Source organism: Weizmannia acidilactici (assembly GCF_008974225.1).
GTDB lineage: Bacteria > Bacillota > Bacilli > Bacillales > Bacillaceae_C > Weizmannia > Weizmannia acidilactici.
In genome coordinates, this window is sequence record NZ_BKZR01000005.1 from 88605 (window position 1) to 104774 (window position 16170).

The window sequence follows — 16170 nt, forward strand, 5'->3', positions numbered from 1 at the left end:
ATGATCATTCTTAATAAATCTAAAAAGCAGCTTATTGGACGGAAATTCAATCTTGTCACCCATAAGGATTCAAGAACAATTTTCGTAAGGCTATGTTTATAATGACAGCGAAATCCGCTTTTCCGCCAATCCCGTACGCAGGAGTCTCAGAAATGAGCGATCATCAACAATGAAATCTAACAAAACAATTCTTAAAAAAGCCGGAAAAGCTCTGGGTCCTTCCATAAGCATTCCAACTGCTCATTCCTGCAAAGCAAGTTCCTCTTCCTCCGGATCCAATACGAGAGAACGTTTATGGCCGTCCCACTGGTAGCGGATGACCGTTACATAATCGGCATTTTTCGGGCGAACAAGTTCGCAGATGGCAAGGCTTGAAATCGTGTCGTAATCGCCCCACAGCGCCTGCGAATTCATAATGTAATTGAATCCGAGCTGTTCGACAACTTCAAACATGTCGCGTATATTGTTTTCATCGACGCCGGCAAATGCTTCATCAAGGGAGATGATATACGGCGCCATATCCCCGGCTTCCAAATAGCGCGAATACGCTGCGGTAAAGAGCGGGATATACATCGCCATTGCTTTTTCCCCGCCGCTGAATTTGAAAAATGCAGTATTGGTCAGCTCGCGTTTTGGTTCCCCGGCACGCTTGTACGACAACACAAACTGGAACCATTTCCGGTAATCGAGCACTTCTTTTAACACTTGGTGCAATGTCGAACCTTCATTGCGCAACTGGATCAATTCCTTGGCAGCCGCAATCCGCGAGCGGAAATGTTTTGTTATCCGGTTTAAATCATCCTCGTTTAAAAATTTGCTGTTCCGCTGCAGCAGGGCAACAAGTTCTTCTGTGTCGAGCTCGTCTTCAGAATCCGCTGTTTTTGGTTTCCAGGCAATTGAAAAAGTTAACCCTGATGAATTGTCGCGGCTTTTCATAATGTGGTCCATTTCTTTCACCCATTTGGAAGCCCGCTGGATCCGGTTCCGCAAAATGACGCCAACTGTATTAACAATGATATCCTCATACAACTGGCGGTCCTGCTCATCCAAGTAACTTTGCAAATTTAAAAGTTCTTTTTCAAGCAACTCGAGCACGGTATACGGGCTCACCCGCTGGCCGCGGTATTCCATCTGGATCAGGCGCCTGCCCCGTAAACTTTCCCACTCATGTTTAAACGTTTCGTAGTAGTCATCGAGTTTTTCCGAAAACCAATCCGGCTCGTCCGATTCTTTTGTAAACTCAAACATGCGGTATTCCGTCAAATTGGATTGCTCATTAATAAAAATTTTCGTCAGCTGTTCGTTCAGTTTTGCACGGTCGTATTTTTCAAGGATACCGGAAAGTTGCGCCAAAATCTGCCCCGGTTCCACTTTTTCGACTTCAACAAAACGGAGCGCCGCCTCTTCTTTTACGAGTTTCTCCCATTCCGCCGCCATATTGGCCCAGAATGCCGCGCTCTGTTCTGCCTGCAAAAGTTCCTCCGCACACTTTTCGAGATCCGATTCTTTTTTCGGCTGCGCTTTATAAAAATACGAAACTTTTTCTTCCGCCTCTTTCAGTTCATGCTGGACTTCCTGGACACGGGCGCGGACCTCCTCAATCCCCTGCAGTTTCAGCTGCTGTTCAATTGCTTCGATATCGGCCATTGTTTTTTCCCATTCCGACTGCCGGACGTTCTGCTCGCCGCGAATCTCATCGAGTTCCTGTTCTTTCTCCCAGATACTGTCAATCAGCCGCTCAATCATTTTTCGGGCAGACTGCCACCTTTCAAAAATGAGTTCCAGGCTGTAGAGATGGTCCTCGTAGTTTTTCGCCGCCATCAGCGCTTCATCGAGCGGCCCGCACTTGAGCGTAAGATTGATCCCGGCACCTTTTTGATGAAGTTCCACGCGGATGTTTTGCATCTTTGTGTACACTTCTTTCCACTGCCGATCTACTGCATTTAAAAATTCCTGCTCGTTCTTTAAGCTGCGCGACGTTTTTTCAATTTGCTCCTCAATATCGCGCAAATCTTTGTCATTGGGAATTTCCCCTTTCCAGCGCTCCGCTTCCCGGACATCATTCTCCAGTTTCAACTGCCGGCTTTCGATCTGCACGAGGGCAAAGCGGGTTTCGGCCATCCGTTGTTCCGCTTCCCTGATTTTCTCTTGCTGGTACCGTTTTCGGGATGTCCTGCCAATAAATTTTGACGGTCCTTCATCCGGGGCATGCCCAACAATGCAGCCGATCGAAAACGAACCGTCCACATCAATATGGAAGCCGCCATCCGACGGTTCCAGTGAAATGCTCCGCAGTACTTCATCAATGCGTTCGGCTGATACTGGGCTGTCTTCATCCAAATCAGGGCGCAAATAATCAGCAAGCGTGTATCCCAAAATCTGCGGATTCGGCCGGATGATACGGTCATGGACAGGTGCAACCGCTTCTTCCATGATTAAGCTGTCTAAAATCCCCGTTTGCTTGAGCGCCGCTTCAATGCGCGCTTTTTGCCCATCCGTAACATGGTCCTGGAATTCAACCGCGGCATAAAACGGCATAAAGCGTTTCCCCGCTTCATCCAGGCTTTTGCGGAAAGCTTCCGTATCCTCCGCGCGTTCCGGGTTGGCGAGCTTCAAGTTTTTCCAGTATTCCCGTTCTTCTTCCGCTTCCTCCAATTCCTGCTGTTTTACCTGTTTTTCCTGCTCAGCCTTCGAAATTTCCGTGCGCACGTTTAAAATATAGTCATGAATCGCCTTCACGATTTCTTCACGGACCGCTTCATAACGGTTTTCATCATACAGCCCGTCAAGCGCACGGGCAATAAGCTGCAGGCGCTCATCCGTAATGTTAAGGGCCGGGTGCTGTTCAATCCATGAAAATACAGCATCTTCCAGTTCCTGCTTTTGCTCTGTAAACCATTTTTCTAAATGGTCCAGATTTTTACGCAATTCATCGATTACTTGTTTTTTCTCCGACGATTGGCGCTGCAGGCGGACATGCTCTTCGCCGAGGCGTTCTTCTTCCCCTGCAAGCCGCCTAAGTTCGCGCAAAATTTCCGAATGCTGCTTTGCCTCCCGCTTCCAAACGGCAAAATCAAAAGCTTCTTCCTGATGGCGTCCAAAATCCCCCGCATTCACTTCATGCTGGCTGAATGCAGCTTCTTCGGCATCCAGCGCGAGTTCATCCAACATTTCCCGAATGCCATGTTCATGCTGCCGTAATTCTGCTTCGGCCCGATCCTGTTCGAGCCTGTCGCGCCGAAGCTGGTCTTTTTTGGCATCCCATTTTTTCTCCAGCTCGGCAATTGCCGTTTTGAGTTTTGTGGCTCTGTCCTGCTTCTCGCTTTTTTCCTTCTCTAGCCGCCATACTTCATGGTGCTGCAGCCGTTCTTGTTCCGCCTTCAGCACATCCTGCTTCTGCTCGTAATGCTGCTTTTCTGCCTCCATCTTTTCAATCGCCTGCCGGAGTGCTTCACGGCTGGTTTTTAATGTTTCCACTTGCTGCTTTGTTTCCTTAAGCCTCCCGCCCGCCGAATGCCATTTTTGGGCACGCTCCGCTAAAATATACTGGTTGTATAGATGGTACTGCTGGACAAGTTTTTTCGTTGATTCATGTTCCCGCTCCAGCTGCTCCAACTGCTGCTGTGTTTCGTCCATGCTTTCAATTGTGTCGGACAAATGGCGGAGCTCGTCATCTGTCAGCGGCGGCAGCGCGGACTCCAGAATTTCATAGATGACGGTCGGCTTGAAATCTTTCGACAGCTTCGGGCTTCTAAGCTGGATCAATAGCTTAATCAAATCTTCAAAAGCTTCCATTGACTGGAACCCGAAAATATATTTATTGACAAGCTCCATGTATTCTCTTTGCGAATGGACAACATGCCCCCCGAGCCCGATCCGGTTCTCGAGCTCCTTCGCCGACAGTGGAATGCGTTCAGACTGGCGGTTGTGCGCCAATTCAAAATCATAGCCGATCCGTCGGTTATCGGCCAGCACAAAATACCACGATTTCAATGTCTTATTGCGTTTTGCCTGCATGCCGATGCCTGTTGTGATATACTGTTTTGTCCCTTTCTTTTTATATTCCAAGAACAAATAGCCTGTCCGCTCATCATGGCCGGAGACTTCTTTTTCCCCTAGCAGGTAGTCTTCCATTTTCCTTGCTTTTGACCCAAACGGATCAAGCCGGTCAGGAGTTTTTTTCCCGTCGAGCAAAACCGGCAAAATGCTTTGCATCGTCACCGATTTCCCTGAACCGTTTGTGCCGCGCAGCAGCAGCTTGCCGTCCGCAAAATGGAAAATTTCATCGTCGTAATACCAGAAATTCAGCAGGCCAGCGCGGTTCATCACCCATTTTCCTTCTGTCATTTTTTCGCATCCCCTTTCTCAAAATCTGCCGGATACTCGCCCGCAATCACCCCTAAAAGCGGTTTGATGCGGATCAAGGATGCCGCTTCATCCGTTTCGGCCATCATCCATTCTTTCATCGTTTCGACTAGTTCCGTGCAGACCGCCTTTGTGCCGGCGTCGCGGAAATGCTTTGCCCACCCGCCTTCAAGGCGGGCGCGCATTCCATCGATCAGCGCTTCAAATTCGCCGTCTGTCAGCAAAATTTCTCCAGACTCGTTCGGCACATATTTTTCCGGGTGGTCGTGCAATTCTTTCGACAGCTGCAGCATCAAATCCGTTGATCCCTTTGTATTCGGATAAACTTGATGATAACTGCGCGGTTCGGCGGTCGACAAAAACGCCGTATTTTTAAAGACATGGAGCTTGTAATTGCTGTGCTGCTCAATGTCTTCAGAAAGCCGGTTGCGGAAGTTGCGGATATAAAGAAAATCCAAATCCTGCGAATCCGTCCGGTACACCCCCGGCGAGAAAAACAATTTTCGGTACACCCGTTTGCGGCGCTCGTCTTCCTGGTTCAGCTTCCAGTCTTCTTCAAGCAGTTCTGTCCAATCCCGGTAGCTCGTAAAATCATCCGGAAAGCTTCTTAAAAAATAGCGGCTGTATGTTGTCGCTTCGTATAAAACTTCCTGTTCTTCGTACGTGTCAAACCTAGAAATATCGCCGTCAATCGTGCGGATCAACCGGAATTCCATCAACACTTGAACCGCCCGGATTAGAGACTTGCGGTGCGTATAAAGCGTCCAGTCAAGGCCGTCTTCCAACGGATAATTGCTTTGAATTTCCTGGCACAGCTCGGATAAAAGAAACTGTTCATCTACCGCCTTCCCTTCCAAAAAGGAGAGGGCGCAGCAAAAAATCGCATAGTCCATCGGCTCCTGAAAATTTTGGATCCCCATCCACGCCTCGGGTTCAACTGGAATTTTTTCCAGCTTGATAAAATGCTGGTGGATAATCAGCCTGAGCCCAAATTTTTCACCGATGTAGCGGCGCAGCACTTTTTCGCGTTCGCGGATGAGCTGGTACCAGTCGGGATGTTCGGAGCGCAAAATCCAGTAATGATGGAATAACAGATCCATCCCCTGTATCGCTTTTTCATCAAAAATCTGTATCGGTTCCATCAACTGCCTCCCCCCACGAACTGAAAGACAGCATCCGGCATCGTCAGTTTTCCGTCTTCCGATTCCAGTATGATCATTTTGTCCTTATTGATGGAGACCTTCACCACCATCCCGTAATCCGTCTTCACTTCGTGGTTTTTTGCCGCCATCGATTTTCCGATCCAACCGAGTAGCACTTTCCTGACAAACGGTTCGACCATACCAACATCGGCAATCCGGATTTCGCCGTCTTTCATATATTTTTCGATCAGCTGTTTTTCCTGTTCGCGCTCCTTTAAATACGCGAGCCGCTGCTTTTGTTTCTGTTCGCGATTGGACCGGAAGGCACCCGGTTTTGTTTTCTCGCGATACCGGTTCGTGCGCGGCTTGATCTCCCGCATTTCCGGCGTCTCTTCCCACGTCTCGACATGAAGGTTATCGGTCGTTGCCTCTTCCAACTGCAAATGCCGCACCGTCATCGCGCCGAACACGACGGACGATAATCTATGCGCTTCTTCAAACGTCCGGCATTCGACAAACCATTTGGCAAGATGCAAATAATCTTTCTTGCGGCTCCGGAAATGCTGCTGCCGCTCTCCGATCCGCTGCACGTAGCGCGCCATTCTCCGGATCATTTCATTCGTCTGCAGCTGCAGCATCTCCAGTTCGCTCTGCGCCGTGCCGCTCCCCAAAAACCATTGGCGCAAGGATCCCCAATATTCCTGAAACTCCTGCAGCCAGTCTTTTGTGGACAGTGCTGCATCTTCCAAGCGCGGGATTGACTGTCTGTGCTCAACCAATTTTTCAAAAAACGGCGCCATTGCCTCGAAATCGAGTTCGCGCAGCCGTTCCTGGATTTGCAAAGATGTTTTTTGCAGCGACACGATAAAATCGCGCAAATACGCGGTAAATTGGTTTTTGTAAACAAGAAAGGCTTCTGTCTGCATGCGCTGCGTCGTCTTTTCGCTGTTGATATAAGCAATATAATCCGCCGTGTTCGTCCGGATCGTCTGGAAGAAATGGAAAATATCTTCCCAAATATGCATATAATCTTCAGCAGGCTTAACCAGCGGCGTTTTCAATTCGGTTTCAAGTTTTACCAAAGCCTGAAGCAGCCGGTCAAACTGCGAACGTTCCAAAGAACCTTGGAACTGGTCGCCCAATTTTTCCAGCTGGATTAGCATCCGCTCGATTTCAACAGTGTACGGTGTGCACTGGTAGCGGAACCTTTTTTTCTTATATTCTTCGATCGTTTTTGCGTTCGTCATATCCTGGCGGGCAACGAGATTATTCCATTTCACGAGCTGCGCCAACTGCTGATGCAGCTGTTCTTCTTGATAATCGTGAAACTCCGGGATCGAGCGCAGATATTCGAGCACTTCTTCAGGGGCAATAAAATCGCGCATCCGCTCATGCTGCCGGTAGAAAAAACGCAAAATCACCCGGTACTGGGCTGCTGAATCCGCCGTCAAGTAACTTGCTTCGACAACTTTCTTCATGATTTGGTCCAATTCGCTTCACCACGTTTTATTTGGTAACTTTATTGTATAAGATTTGTAGAACTTTGAACATGGAAAAAGCGGCTAATCGCCGCTTTAACTAAAGACTATTTTGACAAAATTTTTACATCGGGATGGTCTTTTGACGCCTTATAAAGGCCACGAAAGATATTTTGTAGTTGTTTAAATCAAGCTTTTTCAATTGTTTTTAAATTTGTCCATTCAATGGTATTCTTAGACATGTTAGACATGGGAACGAAGAAGTACCGGGCAATGGTCGACAAGGCCTCGCGTGAAATTCAACGGTATTCTTAGACATGGAAACTCTACCTTTCATTTGTTTTTCCACAAAAATCATTTTATCAAAGGTGAGCGCTTCTTTTCTTTATTCTTGGTTATGTCTGAATATTATTATCACTATCCGCTCCCCGTAAACATTTTACTCATATCAAAATTTGTCAATCATTTGACAGACAATAAAAAAGGGGGCACCATATTCATGCACCCATCATTCTATTTGTAACTCCTATTCAAAAACGCCTTTGTCCGTTCGTTTCGGGGATTTTCAAAAACCTCAGCCGGCGACCCCATCTCAATAATTTCGCCATTATCCATAAAAATCACCCGGTTGGCGGCCTCTTTAGCAAATCCCATTTCGTGCGTTACGACAATCATTGTCATATTTTCTTCCGCTAAATCCTTCATAACTTTCAGCACTTCGCCTGTCAGTTCCGGATCGAGTGCCGAAGTCGGTTCGTCAAACAGCATAATTTCCGGATTCATCATCAGGGCACGCGCAATGGCCACACGCTGCTTCTGCCCGCCCGACAAATTTGCAGGATAAGCGTCCGCACGATCAGCCAGCCCGATTTTCGTCAAAAGTTCGCTGCTTCTTTGGCGAAGTGCATCAGCCGGCTCCTTCTTTACCATTTTCGGCGCCAGTTCGAGATTTTCCCGGACCGTCAAATGCGGAAAAAGATTATAATGCTGAAACACCATGCCCATTTTCATTGTAATTTTCTTAATGTCCTGCGGTTTGGCATACACCCCGTCCTCCACGAGCCGGCTGCCGAGCACCCGGATTGTGCCACCGTCCACTTCCTCAAGGTGGACAAGGCTGCGCAGCATTGTGCTTTTTCCCGATCCGGACGGGCCGATCACGGCAACAACATCATTTTTATGAACATCAAATGTAATTTGTTTCAATACTTCCAATTTACCGAAAGATTTCCTCAAATTTGAAATTTCAATGACAGCCACTTCGTCCGCCTCCTCTTCTCAAAGGCTTTCATTCTTCCTGATATTCCCCGCCAAACCTATTCAAACGTAAACCTGCGCTCCAGCCATTTGAAAAACAACGTTAAAACCATCGTCATCAGCAAGTAAATCACAGCCGCCACGAAGAACGGCACTACTGTAAAATCACGGTTCACGGCTGTTTCGGCATAGTGGAGCAGTTCCGGAACTGCGACGGCGTATAGCAGCGCCGTGTCTTTTACAAGCGTAACCGATTCATTCGCCACAGCCGGTATCGCGATGCGGAACATTTGCGGCAAAATGACTTTCGTTGTTGTTTGCCATTTGTTTAAGCCGAGCACCTGGGCCGCCTCGTACTGGCCTCTGTCAATCGCCAAAAGCCCGCCGCGGAAAATTTCCGCAAAATACGCGGCGTAATTTAAAATGAACCCTAAACTTGCGGCAATAAACCGGTCCAGAACCAAATACTGCCCGATAACCGGCAACAGCGGGAGCCCGAAACAAATAAACATCAGCTGCAGCAGGAGCGGTGTGCCCCGCATCACATAAATATAAGCCTGTGCAAGCCATGACAACGGCTTAAACCGGCTTCTCACCGCCAATGTCAGCAAAAAACCAAGCGGAAGCGATGCAATGATGGCGATGAAAAACAAAAGCACCGTCATTTGCGCGCCGGAGAGCATCGGCTTTAGGATCGTTTGCATATAATCGGTTGACATGTTGCATATCCTCCAACAGCAAAACAGGGTTTCCCGCGGAAATCCTGTTTTGCCCCCATTTTAATCCAATACTTTATTTGCGCCGAACCATTTTTTCGAAATTTTGGCGGATGTACCATCTTTGTTCATTTCATCCATTGCTTTTTGCAGTTCTTTCAAAAGTTCTGTATTGCCTTTCTTCACGCCGACCCCGTATTTTTCCGGCGCAAGCGATTCTTTCAGGACTTTAAACGTATTTTTCTCTTTCGTCATATAATAATTGATCACAACTTCATCAATGACAACCGCATCGAGACGGCCCGTTTTTAAATCGTTTAAGGCTTGGACATTATCGGAGTACTCTGTTACTTTTTTGATTTTTGATTTGATCGGGTTGGCGTCTAAAGCATCGGCTGCCGAAGAAAGTGACTGCAGGCCGACCACCTTGCCTTGCAAATCACTAAGCTTCGTGATTTTCGAATCAGCAAGTGTGACGACAACCTGGGAATTTTTCAAATAAGGTTTCGTGAACAGCACTTTTTTCTTCCGCTCCGGCGTAATAGTATAGCCGTTCCAAATCAGGTCAATGCGGCCGCTGTTTAATTCCTGTTCTTTCGTGCTCCAGTCAATCGGCTGGAATTTTACTTTTTTCCCCATTTTCTTTGCGGCTGCTTTTGCCATATCAATATCAAATCCGACAATGTTGTTATTTTTATCCCGGAAACCCATTGGGGCGAATTTGTCATCAATGCCGATTACAAGCGTATCGTTTTTTTTCTCCGGAGATTTGCCCGAAGAACATCCTGCCATGACGGAAAGGACTGCCGCAATGATGATCATCACGGATACAAAGCGTTTCATAGAAAATAACCTGCCTTTTATCAATTTACTTTAGTACGTTACCATATTATCGTACTACCAAATTATAATACTGAAAGAGCATAAAAGACAAGATGGGAAATGAAATTTTTTGTTGAAAATGGGCTGTTAAGATTTTACAGTCCATACGCATGAAAAAAAGCCATGAAATCCGGTTGATTCCACAGCTTTACTTACATCAATCCGCTACGGCATATGTGCTTTCGATTTCCCGGATCCGCCTGTACAATTCTTCGTTGACAGGTACCGGGACACCGTATTTTTTGCCGAGTTCGATAACCGTACCTGAAAACAGACCGACTTCGCTATACCGTTTGGCTTCGACATCCTGCACCATCGACGGCTTGCCGCCCGGACTTAACGCTCCGACTACTTTGAGCCAGTACCGGAGATCCTCCTCCCCCAGCGGGAACCCTTCTTTCTCGGATAAGGCCATGACTTCACGCATGGCGGCAATCATCATCTCCCTGGCCGGCCCTTCTTTCTGGATTTCACCGTAATTGCTTTTATATACAGCGACGGTTTGATTGACGCCGACATTGAGCATGAACTTGCCCCAAAGCCTTTTCATCATATTGGTGTCGGCTTCATACGGAAAACCTGCTTTGTCAAAAAATCGCGCAACCCTTTTCATTTTTTCAGAAAAAAGCCCTGGTTCTTTTTCACCGAAACAAAGCATGCCCATATGATCGTATGTCAGGCGGTTTCCGGCCTTTACGGCATCCATCCCTTGGGCGACACAGAATAATATTTTGTCCATTCCGTATGTACTGCCGATGATTTCTTCGCTTGAGATGCCGTTTAAAGCCGACAAAATAATCGTATTCGGCCCGACATGATGTTTCACCGCCTGAATCGCATCTTCCAAACCGTTAAATTTTACGGTAAAGATTAACAAATCCGCAGGTTCGACTATTTCTTCCGGCGTAACATAATGGAAGCTGCAGCGCTCTCCGTTGCAGTAAACGCCATTCTTCTCATACCTTTCAATCCGCTTGCGGTCTGCAATGATCCTCAAATTTCCCTCCGGCATCTTTTTTGATAAATGGTTCCCAAATAAAATACCAAGTGCACCGAGGCCAATGATGGATACCGTTTTGATTTCCGCCATATCCCCCTGCTCCTTTCTTTTTCCATTATTTTACCACAATTCGGATAAAAAAAGCAGCCGCATCAATATGGCTGCTTTTCCCCATTTCTGATGGCCAAATATTCTTCCAACCCTTTTTTCCGCAATTTGCAGGCCGGGCATTCACCACAGCCGTCCGCAATGATGCCGTTATAGCATGTCAAGGTTTTTTCACGGACAAAATCAAATGCACCGAGTTCATCTGCAAGCCGCCATGTTTCCGCTTTGTTAAGCCACATCAACGGCGTATGAATGACAAACTGCTGGTCCATTGAAAGATTCAGCGTCACATTCAATGACTTGACAAACATATCACGGCAGTCCGGATAGCCGCTGAAATCCGTTTCGCAAACGCCGGTGACGATATGTTTGGCGCCGATTTGGCTTGCGAGCACCCCGGCAAAAGACAGAAACAGCAAATTGCGCCCCGGCACGAACGTATTCGGCAGTTCCCCGTTTTCCCCTTCTTTCACCGCAATATCATCCCTTGTCAGTGCATTCGGGGCCAACTGGTTCAACAAACGCATATCGAAGACATGATGCTTCACGCCAAGCTCAGCCGCAATATTTTTCGCACAATCAATCTCCAAACGGTGCCGCTGGCGGTAATCGAATGTCACCGTCTCCACTTCCGAAAATTGTTTCCTCGCCCAAAACAAGCAGGTCGTACTGTCCTGGCCGCCGCTGAAAACGACGAGTGCTTTTTCTTTTTTCAATGGGATCTTCCTTTCAATCAAAAACAGCAACCTAAAAAAGCAGCCGCTGTTTTCTTAGTTTTTTTGGGAGGGTTGCTAAGAACCTCCACCGGATAGCTTCCGAATTTATATTTGATTATAGCATGAAACTGTCCGCGGCTGTGGATAAGCGGGCGCCAAGCTAACTGCTATCTTGTGGAAAAGTTGAAAAATTCATATATTTATACACAACCTTTTCCACACCTATGGATAACTTTGTTTTCACGCCTGAAAACTTTCACAAATCCGACACAAAATGATGTATTTTTTATGATCTACATCACAGTATTCTCAAAAAACACTTTTTAAGATAAATATAGTGGTTATCTGATGCTGCCCTCATAAAACAATCGGGGAGGTGTAAAAGTGAAACGGTATATCCAACTTTTCTTTATGTTTGCCGCAACAGTGCTGATTGTCATGGGGATCCAAAAAGGGTTAAGCACACTTGAACTTCTAAATCTTGATAACTTCTGGGCGAACTATTTTGTATTTTTGATTCTTGCCTACATGATTCTGTCCTTCTTCCTCCATTATTTTTCAAAACGCAAAAAGCAATCTTAAGCAAAACCAGCGGTCTGCCCATCCAGCCGCTGTTTTTTTTCATAATGATCGCAAAACTGATGGATTGTTCCGCCTGCACGTCCACTCCCAGCAATCCGGGAATTTCAACGCTGTTGTTTAAGCGGTAGCCGTCCTGCGAATTTTTCATATGAAAAACCTCTCATTTTGGTTGTTTTTATTTTTTCCTTTGAAAAACGCACAGATCTATTGATTGCTTACTACTTTGTATTGCAAAATAGCCGATTCTTTGCTAAACTATCTTGTATAACAAAGTAGTTGAAACGGAGAAATGCATATGTCGCGAAGCCAACTGTTAAAAGGCATCTTGGACGGCTGCGTGTTGGCTGTGATAGAAAAAGAACCGGTATACGGCTATATCCTTTCGAAAAAACTCCAGGAAACCGGCCTGCTGGATATCAGCGAAGGCACGCTTTACCCGGTGCTGTTACGGCTGCAGAAAAATGGCTGGATACGCGGTGAGATGCGGCCGTCCGATACCGGCCCGAGCCGAAAATATTACGAACTAACCGAAACCGGAAAAGCCGCACTGGACGAGATCACAGCCGAGTGGCAGCAAATCTCTGAGCCTGTCAATCTTTTATTGAAAGGAAGGAATTCGGATGGTATCCGCGAAACAGCTAATTGAAGAAAATAATCGCAAGCGGGAAGAATTAACGCCGGAAAACGAAAAATATTATGGGGACCTACTCATTTACATCCGCTTGCAGTTGACGTTATCCGAACAGCAGTCTGAGGAAGTACTGATGGAACTGCTCGACCATTTACTGGAGGGACAAAAAGAAAACAAGACGGCAGAAGAAATGTTCGGCGGCGACCCGAAAGCCTTTGCCGATGAAATCATCCGGCAATTGCCAAAAGAAGAAAAACGCAATATGATTCCATTTATCACCAGGATTGTTATCATGCTGGCGGGGATTCAACTTGTTATCAACGGTATTGGTTTACCATTATGGATCCATTTTCAAAAACCAATTCCAGACTTTTACCCGGTAACTGCTGCCATCAATTTTTGCATTTCTTTGCTGTATATTGCCTTTGCTATGTGGTATGTTCTCCTGTCTTTGAAAAAAACTTTATTCTCCGGGGATACGAAAAGAAACAATATCATTTTTTACTTAAAAATTTATCTGGGCGTATGCCTTTTTCTTGCAATCTCCATATTAACCGATAAATTTATGCCGAAAATCGGACCGTCCTTCTCTTACCCGTGGTGGCTGCCGCTCATTTCCGGCGTTTTGTGCTTGGGCATTTATTATTTATGGGGAAAAGCTGCGAAAACTTGATATGTGTGAGACCACTTGAATACGCGGTAAAATTTTAATACAGTCAAAACGGACAACATAAATGAAATGAGGTTTACGTATGGAAGATATTATTGTGACTGCCACCTTACCTGCCCCGATCGAACAAGTGTGGGAAACCGTCTCCACACCAGAAGGGCTTTCAGCATGGTTTATGCCAAACAATTTAAAAGCAGAACCTGGATACGAATTTTCTTTGCAGTCGCCTTTTGGCCCATCAACCTGCAAGGTGCTGGAAGCGGATCCCCCGCGGTTCCTTTCATTTGCATGGGATGAAGACGGCTGGTTTTTGCCGATCGCATTAAAAGGCGCCGATGATCAGACTGAATTCACACTAACACACGGGGGCTGGAAAGAACCGGACCACATCATCGAAAAAGCCCGTGAAAAAACTTCCGTCATCCGCGCACGCATGGAACAAGGCTGGATGAATATTGTGAACACGCGCCTGAAAAAATTATTCGTATAAAACGGTATGGCTCCTCTTGGCAAGGAGCCTTTGATTTTTGTTGTTCATGCTTCCGTTTTTTTCACGAGCATAGTGATCGTATCCCGATCCTCATCATTTTGTCTTCGATTCGCGGCGCAGCATCTCAAAGGCCGGTCCAAATCGGACAAAGGGCCCGTGAACAATAAGGAAATAAAATAAGCACATTATTCCGGAGATGTACCTGAATTCATTTGAAAAAAGGTACCTGGAATAATGTGCCTGTTTAATATCGTTTTAACTTTTCGTAATCAGAAGGATGTGATTGTAATGGAAGTTTAACATCAAAAAACCTTTTCCATTATCATTACATCTACAAATTTACCATCTAATTTCCCTTGGTTCTTAAATACTCCAACTTCCCGGTATCCGTTTTTTCTATAAAGCCCTTGCCCCAACTGGTTAAAAGGAAATGTAAATAAAACAATTTTATTGAAAGCATGATGAATTGCAACTTGCTCAATTTCCTGTAATAATAAGGTGCCAATTCCTTTGCCCCGTTGGTCTCTTCTGATATAAATGGATAATTCTGCTACCCCGGCATAAGCACAACGGCTTGAATATGGGTTTAGTGACGCCCATCCGACTACTTCATCATCCTTTTCAGCAACCATGACGGCAAAACGCCCGGTGTGGCTGTTGAACCACGCTCTCATATATTCAAGATCCTTTTTCTCTTCTTCCAATGTTGCAATCCTGTCTTCGATCCCTTGATTGTAAATCAATAAAATCGATTCGAGGTCGCCCGTTACAGCCGGCCTTATTTTGTACCCTGTTTTCATCCTTATTCCTCCACGTTCAATATTTAGCTACCCCGGTACTACGGCCGATTTCACTTCTCTGCCCGAATGATTGCTGAAACAATGTATTCTTCCAGTCTGCGTTCAGAGTCCCATTCTTTAATAAATTCTTTTGACTCATCTTTCGAGACAATGATTATATTTTTAAACCCGGCTTGCTCCATCAGCTTATATAATTGTTCTATGGTGGAAGCACCCGAAACACAGCCGGAGTATAATTGCATGTCTGATTTAAACTCTTCCGGCAAGCCTGCTGTCAATACAATATCGGAAATCGCCAGTCTTCCCCCACTTTTCAATACACGATATGCTTCTTCAAAGACTCTCTTTTTGTTTGGAGACAAGTTAATCACGCAGTTTGAGATAATGACATCAACGATACCATCTGCTACCGGCAAATTTTCAATTTCACCCAAACGGAATTCTACATTACGGTAATCATTCTTTTCGGCAAGACTCCGTGCTTTGCTAATCATTTCGGGCGTCATATCAACTCCGATCACTTTTCCGTTACTCCCCACTTTTTTGGAAGCCAGAAAACAGTCAAATCCTCCCCCGCTTCCAAGATCAAGGACTGTTTCTCCCTCTTTTAAATCGGCGATTGCTTGTGGATTTCCGCAGCCCAGACCCATATTTGCTCCATTGGGAATATTTTTTAATTCTTCAAGAGAGTAGCCCATTTTTTGCGAAATTTCTTCTGCAAAAGGTTGGCCATTTCCTTCAGGGGAACAACAATTGGCTCCACCGCAACAGCTATTAGAACCTACAACGCTTAAAGCAATCTTTTGATAGTGATTTCGAACATGATTTCTAATTTGGTCATCATTTACTTCACACATATCTAAACTTCACTCCAACTTCAATATAAAACCGAAAACGAATAGCTCTCATTTCCCGGTTTCCGCAAAACGTTTAATTCTTTCGCCAATTTCATCACGGACTCGCCGGAATACATTCCAAACTTCTTCAGGCGTCCCTTCAGCCTTTGCCGGATCGTCAAAACCCCAGTGGACCCGTTTTACCTCGGGAGGCGTCATTGGGCATCTCTCATCTGCATCCCCGCAAAGCGTAACAACAAGATCGGCATGGTTCAAATAGTCCGGATCAATCAGTTTTGACTTGTGGTTTGAAATATCAATGCCCACTTCTTCCATTACTTTGACGGCATTCGGATTTAAACCGTGTGCTTCAATGCCCGCACTCCGAACTTCCCACTGATCCCCGAGATATTTTTTTGCCCATCCTTCTGCCATTTGGCTTCTGCATGAATTTCCCGTGCATAAAAAGTAAATTTTTTTCTTTGTCATAAACAAAA

Annotated in this window: 15 protein-coding genes and 1 riboswitch; of the genes, 3 read left to right on the top strand and 12 right to left on the bottom strand. The window is 45.8% G+C overall.

Going from position 1 to position 16170, the window contains the following annotated elements; genetic code table 11:
• Positions 1-240: 240 nt before the first annotated feature.
• From GBH70_RS03105 to GBH70_RS16620, 9 genes are all read right to left on the bottom strand, one after another.
• Positions 241-4347, bottom strand: a complete 4107-nt coding sequence (locus tag GBH70_RS03105) for a TIGR02680 family protein (protein WP_151679655.1) — start codon at positions 4345-4347, stop codon at positions 241-243.
• Positions 4344-5507: a TIGR02678 family protein gene (locus GBH70_RS03110; RefSeq protein ID WP_151679656.1), complete on the bottom strand. Its 1164-nt coding sequence runs from the start codon at positions 5505-5507 to the stop codon at positions 4344-4346. The genes GBH70_RS03105 and GBH70_RS03110 overlap by 4 nt, the downstream gene beginning before the upstream one ends.
• On the bottom strand, positions 5507-6997 hold the full coding sequence (locus tag GBH70_RS03115) for a TIGR02677 family protein (protein WP_151679657.1): 1491 nt from the start codon (positions 6995-6997) through the stop codon (positions 5507-5509). The genes GBH70_RS03110 and GBH70_RS03115 overlap by 1 nt, the downstream gene beginning before the upstream one ends.
• A 501-nt stretch (positions 6998-7498) precedes the next feature.
• On the bottom strand, positions 7499-8245 hold the full coding sequence (locus tag GBH70_RS03120) for an amino acid ABC transporter ATP-binding protein (RefSeq protein ID WP_151679658.1): 747 nt from the start codon (positions 8243-8245) through the stop codon (positions 7499-7501).
• A gap of 56 nt (positions 8246-8301) precedes the next feature.
• Positions 8302-8961, bottom strand: coding sequence for an amino acid ABC transporter permease (locus GBH70_RS03125; RefSeq protein ID WP_151679659.1), 660 nt, complete (start codon positions 8959-8961; stop codon positions 8302-8304).
• A gap of 60 nt (positions 8962-9021) precedes the next feature.
• Complete coding sequence (locus GBH70_RS03130) at positions 9022-9750, bottom strand: amino acid ABC transporter substrate-binding protein (RefSeq protein ID WP_503827267.1); 729 nt, start codon at positions 9748-9750, stop codon at positions 9022-9024.
• Positions 9751-9997: 247 nt separating this feature from the next.
• Positions 9998-10930, bottom strand: a complete 933-nt coding sequence (locus GBH70_RS03135) for a ketopantoate reductase family protein (RefSeq protein ID WP_151679661.1) — start codon at positions 10928-10930, stop codon at positions 9998-10000.
• A gap of 62 nt (positions 10931-10992) precedes the next feature.
• Entirely contained in the window at positions 10993-11664 is a 672-nt protein-coding gene (gene queC / locus GBH70_RS03140) for a 7-cyano-7-deazaguanine synthase QueC (protein WP_151679662.1), read from the bottom strand.
• 48 nt (positions 11665-11712) lie between these two features.
• Positions 11713-11756: riboswitch (PreQ1 riboswitch) on the bottom strand.
• A 344-nt stretch (positions 11757-12100) separates the two neighbouring features.
• Positions 12101-12394 (bottom strand): hypothetical protein, encoded by a 294-nt coding sequence (locus GBH70_RS16620; RefSeq protein ID WP_172967544.1) that lies wholly within the window; start codon positions 12392-12394, stop codon positions 12101-12103.
• A gap of 147 nt (positions 12395-12541) precedes the next feature.
• Here GBH70_RS16620 and GBH70_RS03150 point away from each other — a divergent pair, with 147 nt between their 5' ends.
• The 3 genes from GBH70_RS03150 (at position 12542) to GBH70_RS03160 (ending at position 14037) form a co-directional block, all read left to right on the top strand.
• Positions 12542-12892, top strand: coding sequence for a PadR family transcriptional regulator (locus GBH70_RS03150; protein WP_151679664.1), 351 nt, complete (start codon positions 12542-12544; stop codon positions 12890-12892).
• Positions 12867-13550, top strand: a complete 684-nt coding sequence (locus GBH70_RS03155; protein ID WP_151679665.1) for a DUF1129 family protein — start codon at positions 12867-12869, stop codon at positions 13548-13550. Before GBH70_RS03150 ends, GBH70_RS03155 begins: the two co-directional genes overlap by 26 nt.
• A gap of 79 nt (positions 13551-13629) precedes the next feature.
• Positions 13630-14037: an SRPBCC family protein gene (locus tag GBH70_RS03160; RefSeq protein WP_151679666.1), complete on the top strand. Its 408-nt coding sequence runs from the start codon at positions 13630-13632 to the stop codon at positions 14035-14037.
• A gap of 302 nt (positions 14038-14339) precedes the next feature.
• On the opposite strand, the gene GBH70_RS03165 is transcribed toward GBH70_RS03160, so the two are convergent.
• The 3 genes from GBH70_RS03165 to arsC are packed head-to-tail and all read right to left on the bottom strand — an operon-like array spanning position 14340 to position 16162.
• Positions 14340-14837 (bottom strand): arsinothricin resistance N-acetyltransferase ArsN1 family A, encoded by a 498-nt coding sequence (locus GBH70_RS03165; protein ID WP_151679667.1) that lies wholly within the window; start codon positions 14835-14837, stop codon positions 14340-14342.
• Between the two features lie 50 nt (positions 14838-14887).
• Complete coding sequence (locus GBH70_RS03170) at positions 14888-15694, bottom strand: arsenite methyltransferase (protein WP_151679668.1); 807 nt, start codon at positions 15692-15694, stop codon at positions 14888-14890.
• 48 nt (positions 15695-15742) lie between these two features.
• On the bottom strand, positions 15743-16162 hold the full coding sequence (arsC, locus tag GBH70_RS03175; protein ID WP_151679676.1) for an arsenate reductase (thioredoxin): 420 nt from the start codon (positions 16160-16162) through the stop codon (positions 15743-15745).
• Between the last annotated feature and the right edge of the window lie 8 nt (positions 16163-16170).

Excerpts from the sequence above, each read along its gene's own strand:
- GBH70_RS16620 (WP_172967544.1), bottom strand. The coding sequence starts at position 12,394 with ATGAAAAATTCGCAGGACGGCTACCGCTTAAACAACAGCGTTGAAATT.
- GBH70_RS03150 (WP_151679664.1), top strand. The coding sequence starts at position 12,542 with ATGTCGCGAAGCCAACTGTTAAAAGGCATCTTGGACGGCTGCGTGTTG.
- GBH70_RS03160 (WP_151679666.1), top strand. The coding sequence starts at position 13,630 with ATGGAAGATATTATTGTGACTGCCACCTTACCTGCCCCGATCGAACAA.
- GBH70_RS03125 (WP_151679659.1), bottom strand. The coding sequence starts at position 8,961 with ATGTCAACCGATTATATGCAAACGATCCTAAAGCCGATGCTCTCCGGC.
- GBH70_RS03135 (WP_151679661.1), bottom strand. The coding sequence starts at position 10,930 with ATGGCGGAAATCAAAACGGTATCCATCATTGGCCTCGGTGCACTTGGT.
- GBH70_RS03170 (WP_151679668.1), bottom strand. The coding sequence starts at position 15,694 with ATGTGTGAAGTAAATGATGACCAAATTAGAAATCATGTTCGAAATCAC.
- GBH70_RS03110 (WP_151679656.1), bottom strand. The coding sequence starts at position 5,507 with ATGGAACCGATACAGATTTTTGATGAAAAAGCGATACAGGGGATGGAT.
- GBH70_RS03130 (WP_503827267.1), bottom strand. The coding sequence starts at position 9,750 with ATGGCAGGATGTTCTTCGGGCAAATCTCCGGAGAAAAAAAACGATACG.
- GBH70_RS03155 (WP_151679665.1), top strand. The coding sequence starts at position 12,867 with ATGGTATCCGCGAAACAGCTAATTGAAGAAAATAATCGCAAGCGGGAA.
- GBH70_RS03105 (WP_151679655.1), bottom strand. The coding sequence starts at position 4,347 with ATGACAGAAGGAAAATGGGTGATGAACCGCGCTGGCCTGCTGAATTTC.
- arsC (WP_151679676.1), bottom strand. The coding sequence starts at position 16,162 with ATGACAAAGAAAAAAATTTACTTTTTATGCACGGGAAATTCATGCAGA.
- GBH70_RS03165 (WP_151679667.1), bottom strand. The coding sequence starts at position 14,837 with ATGAAAACAGGGTACAAAATAAGGCCGGCTGTAACGGGCGACCTCGAA.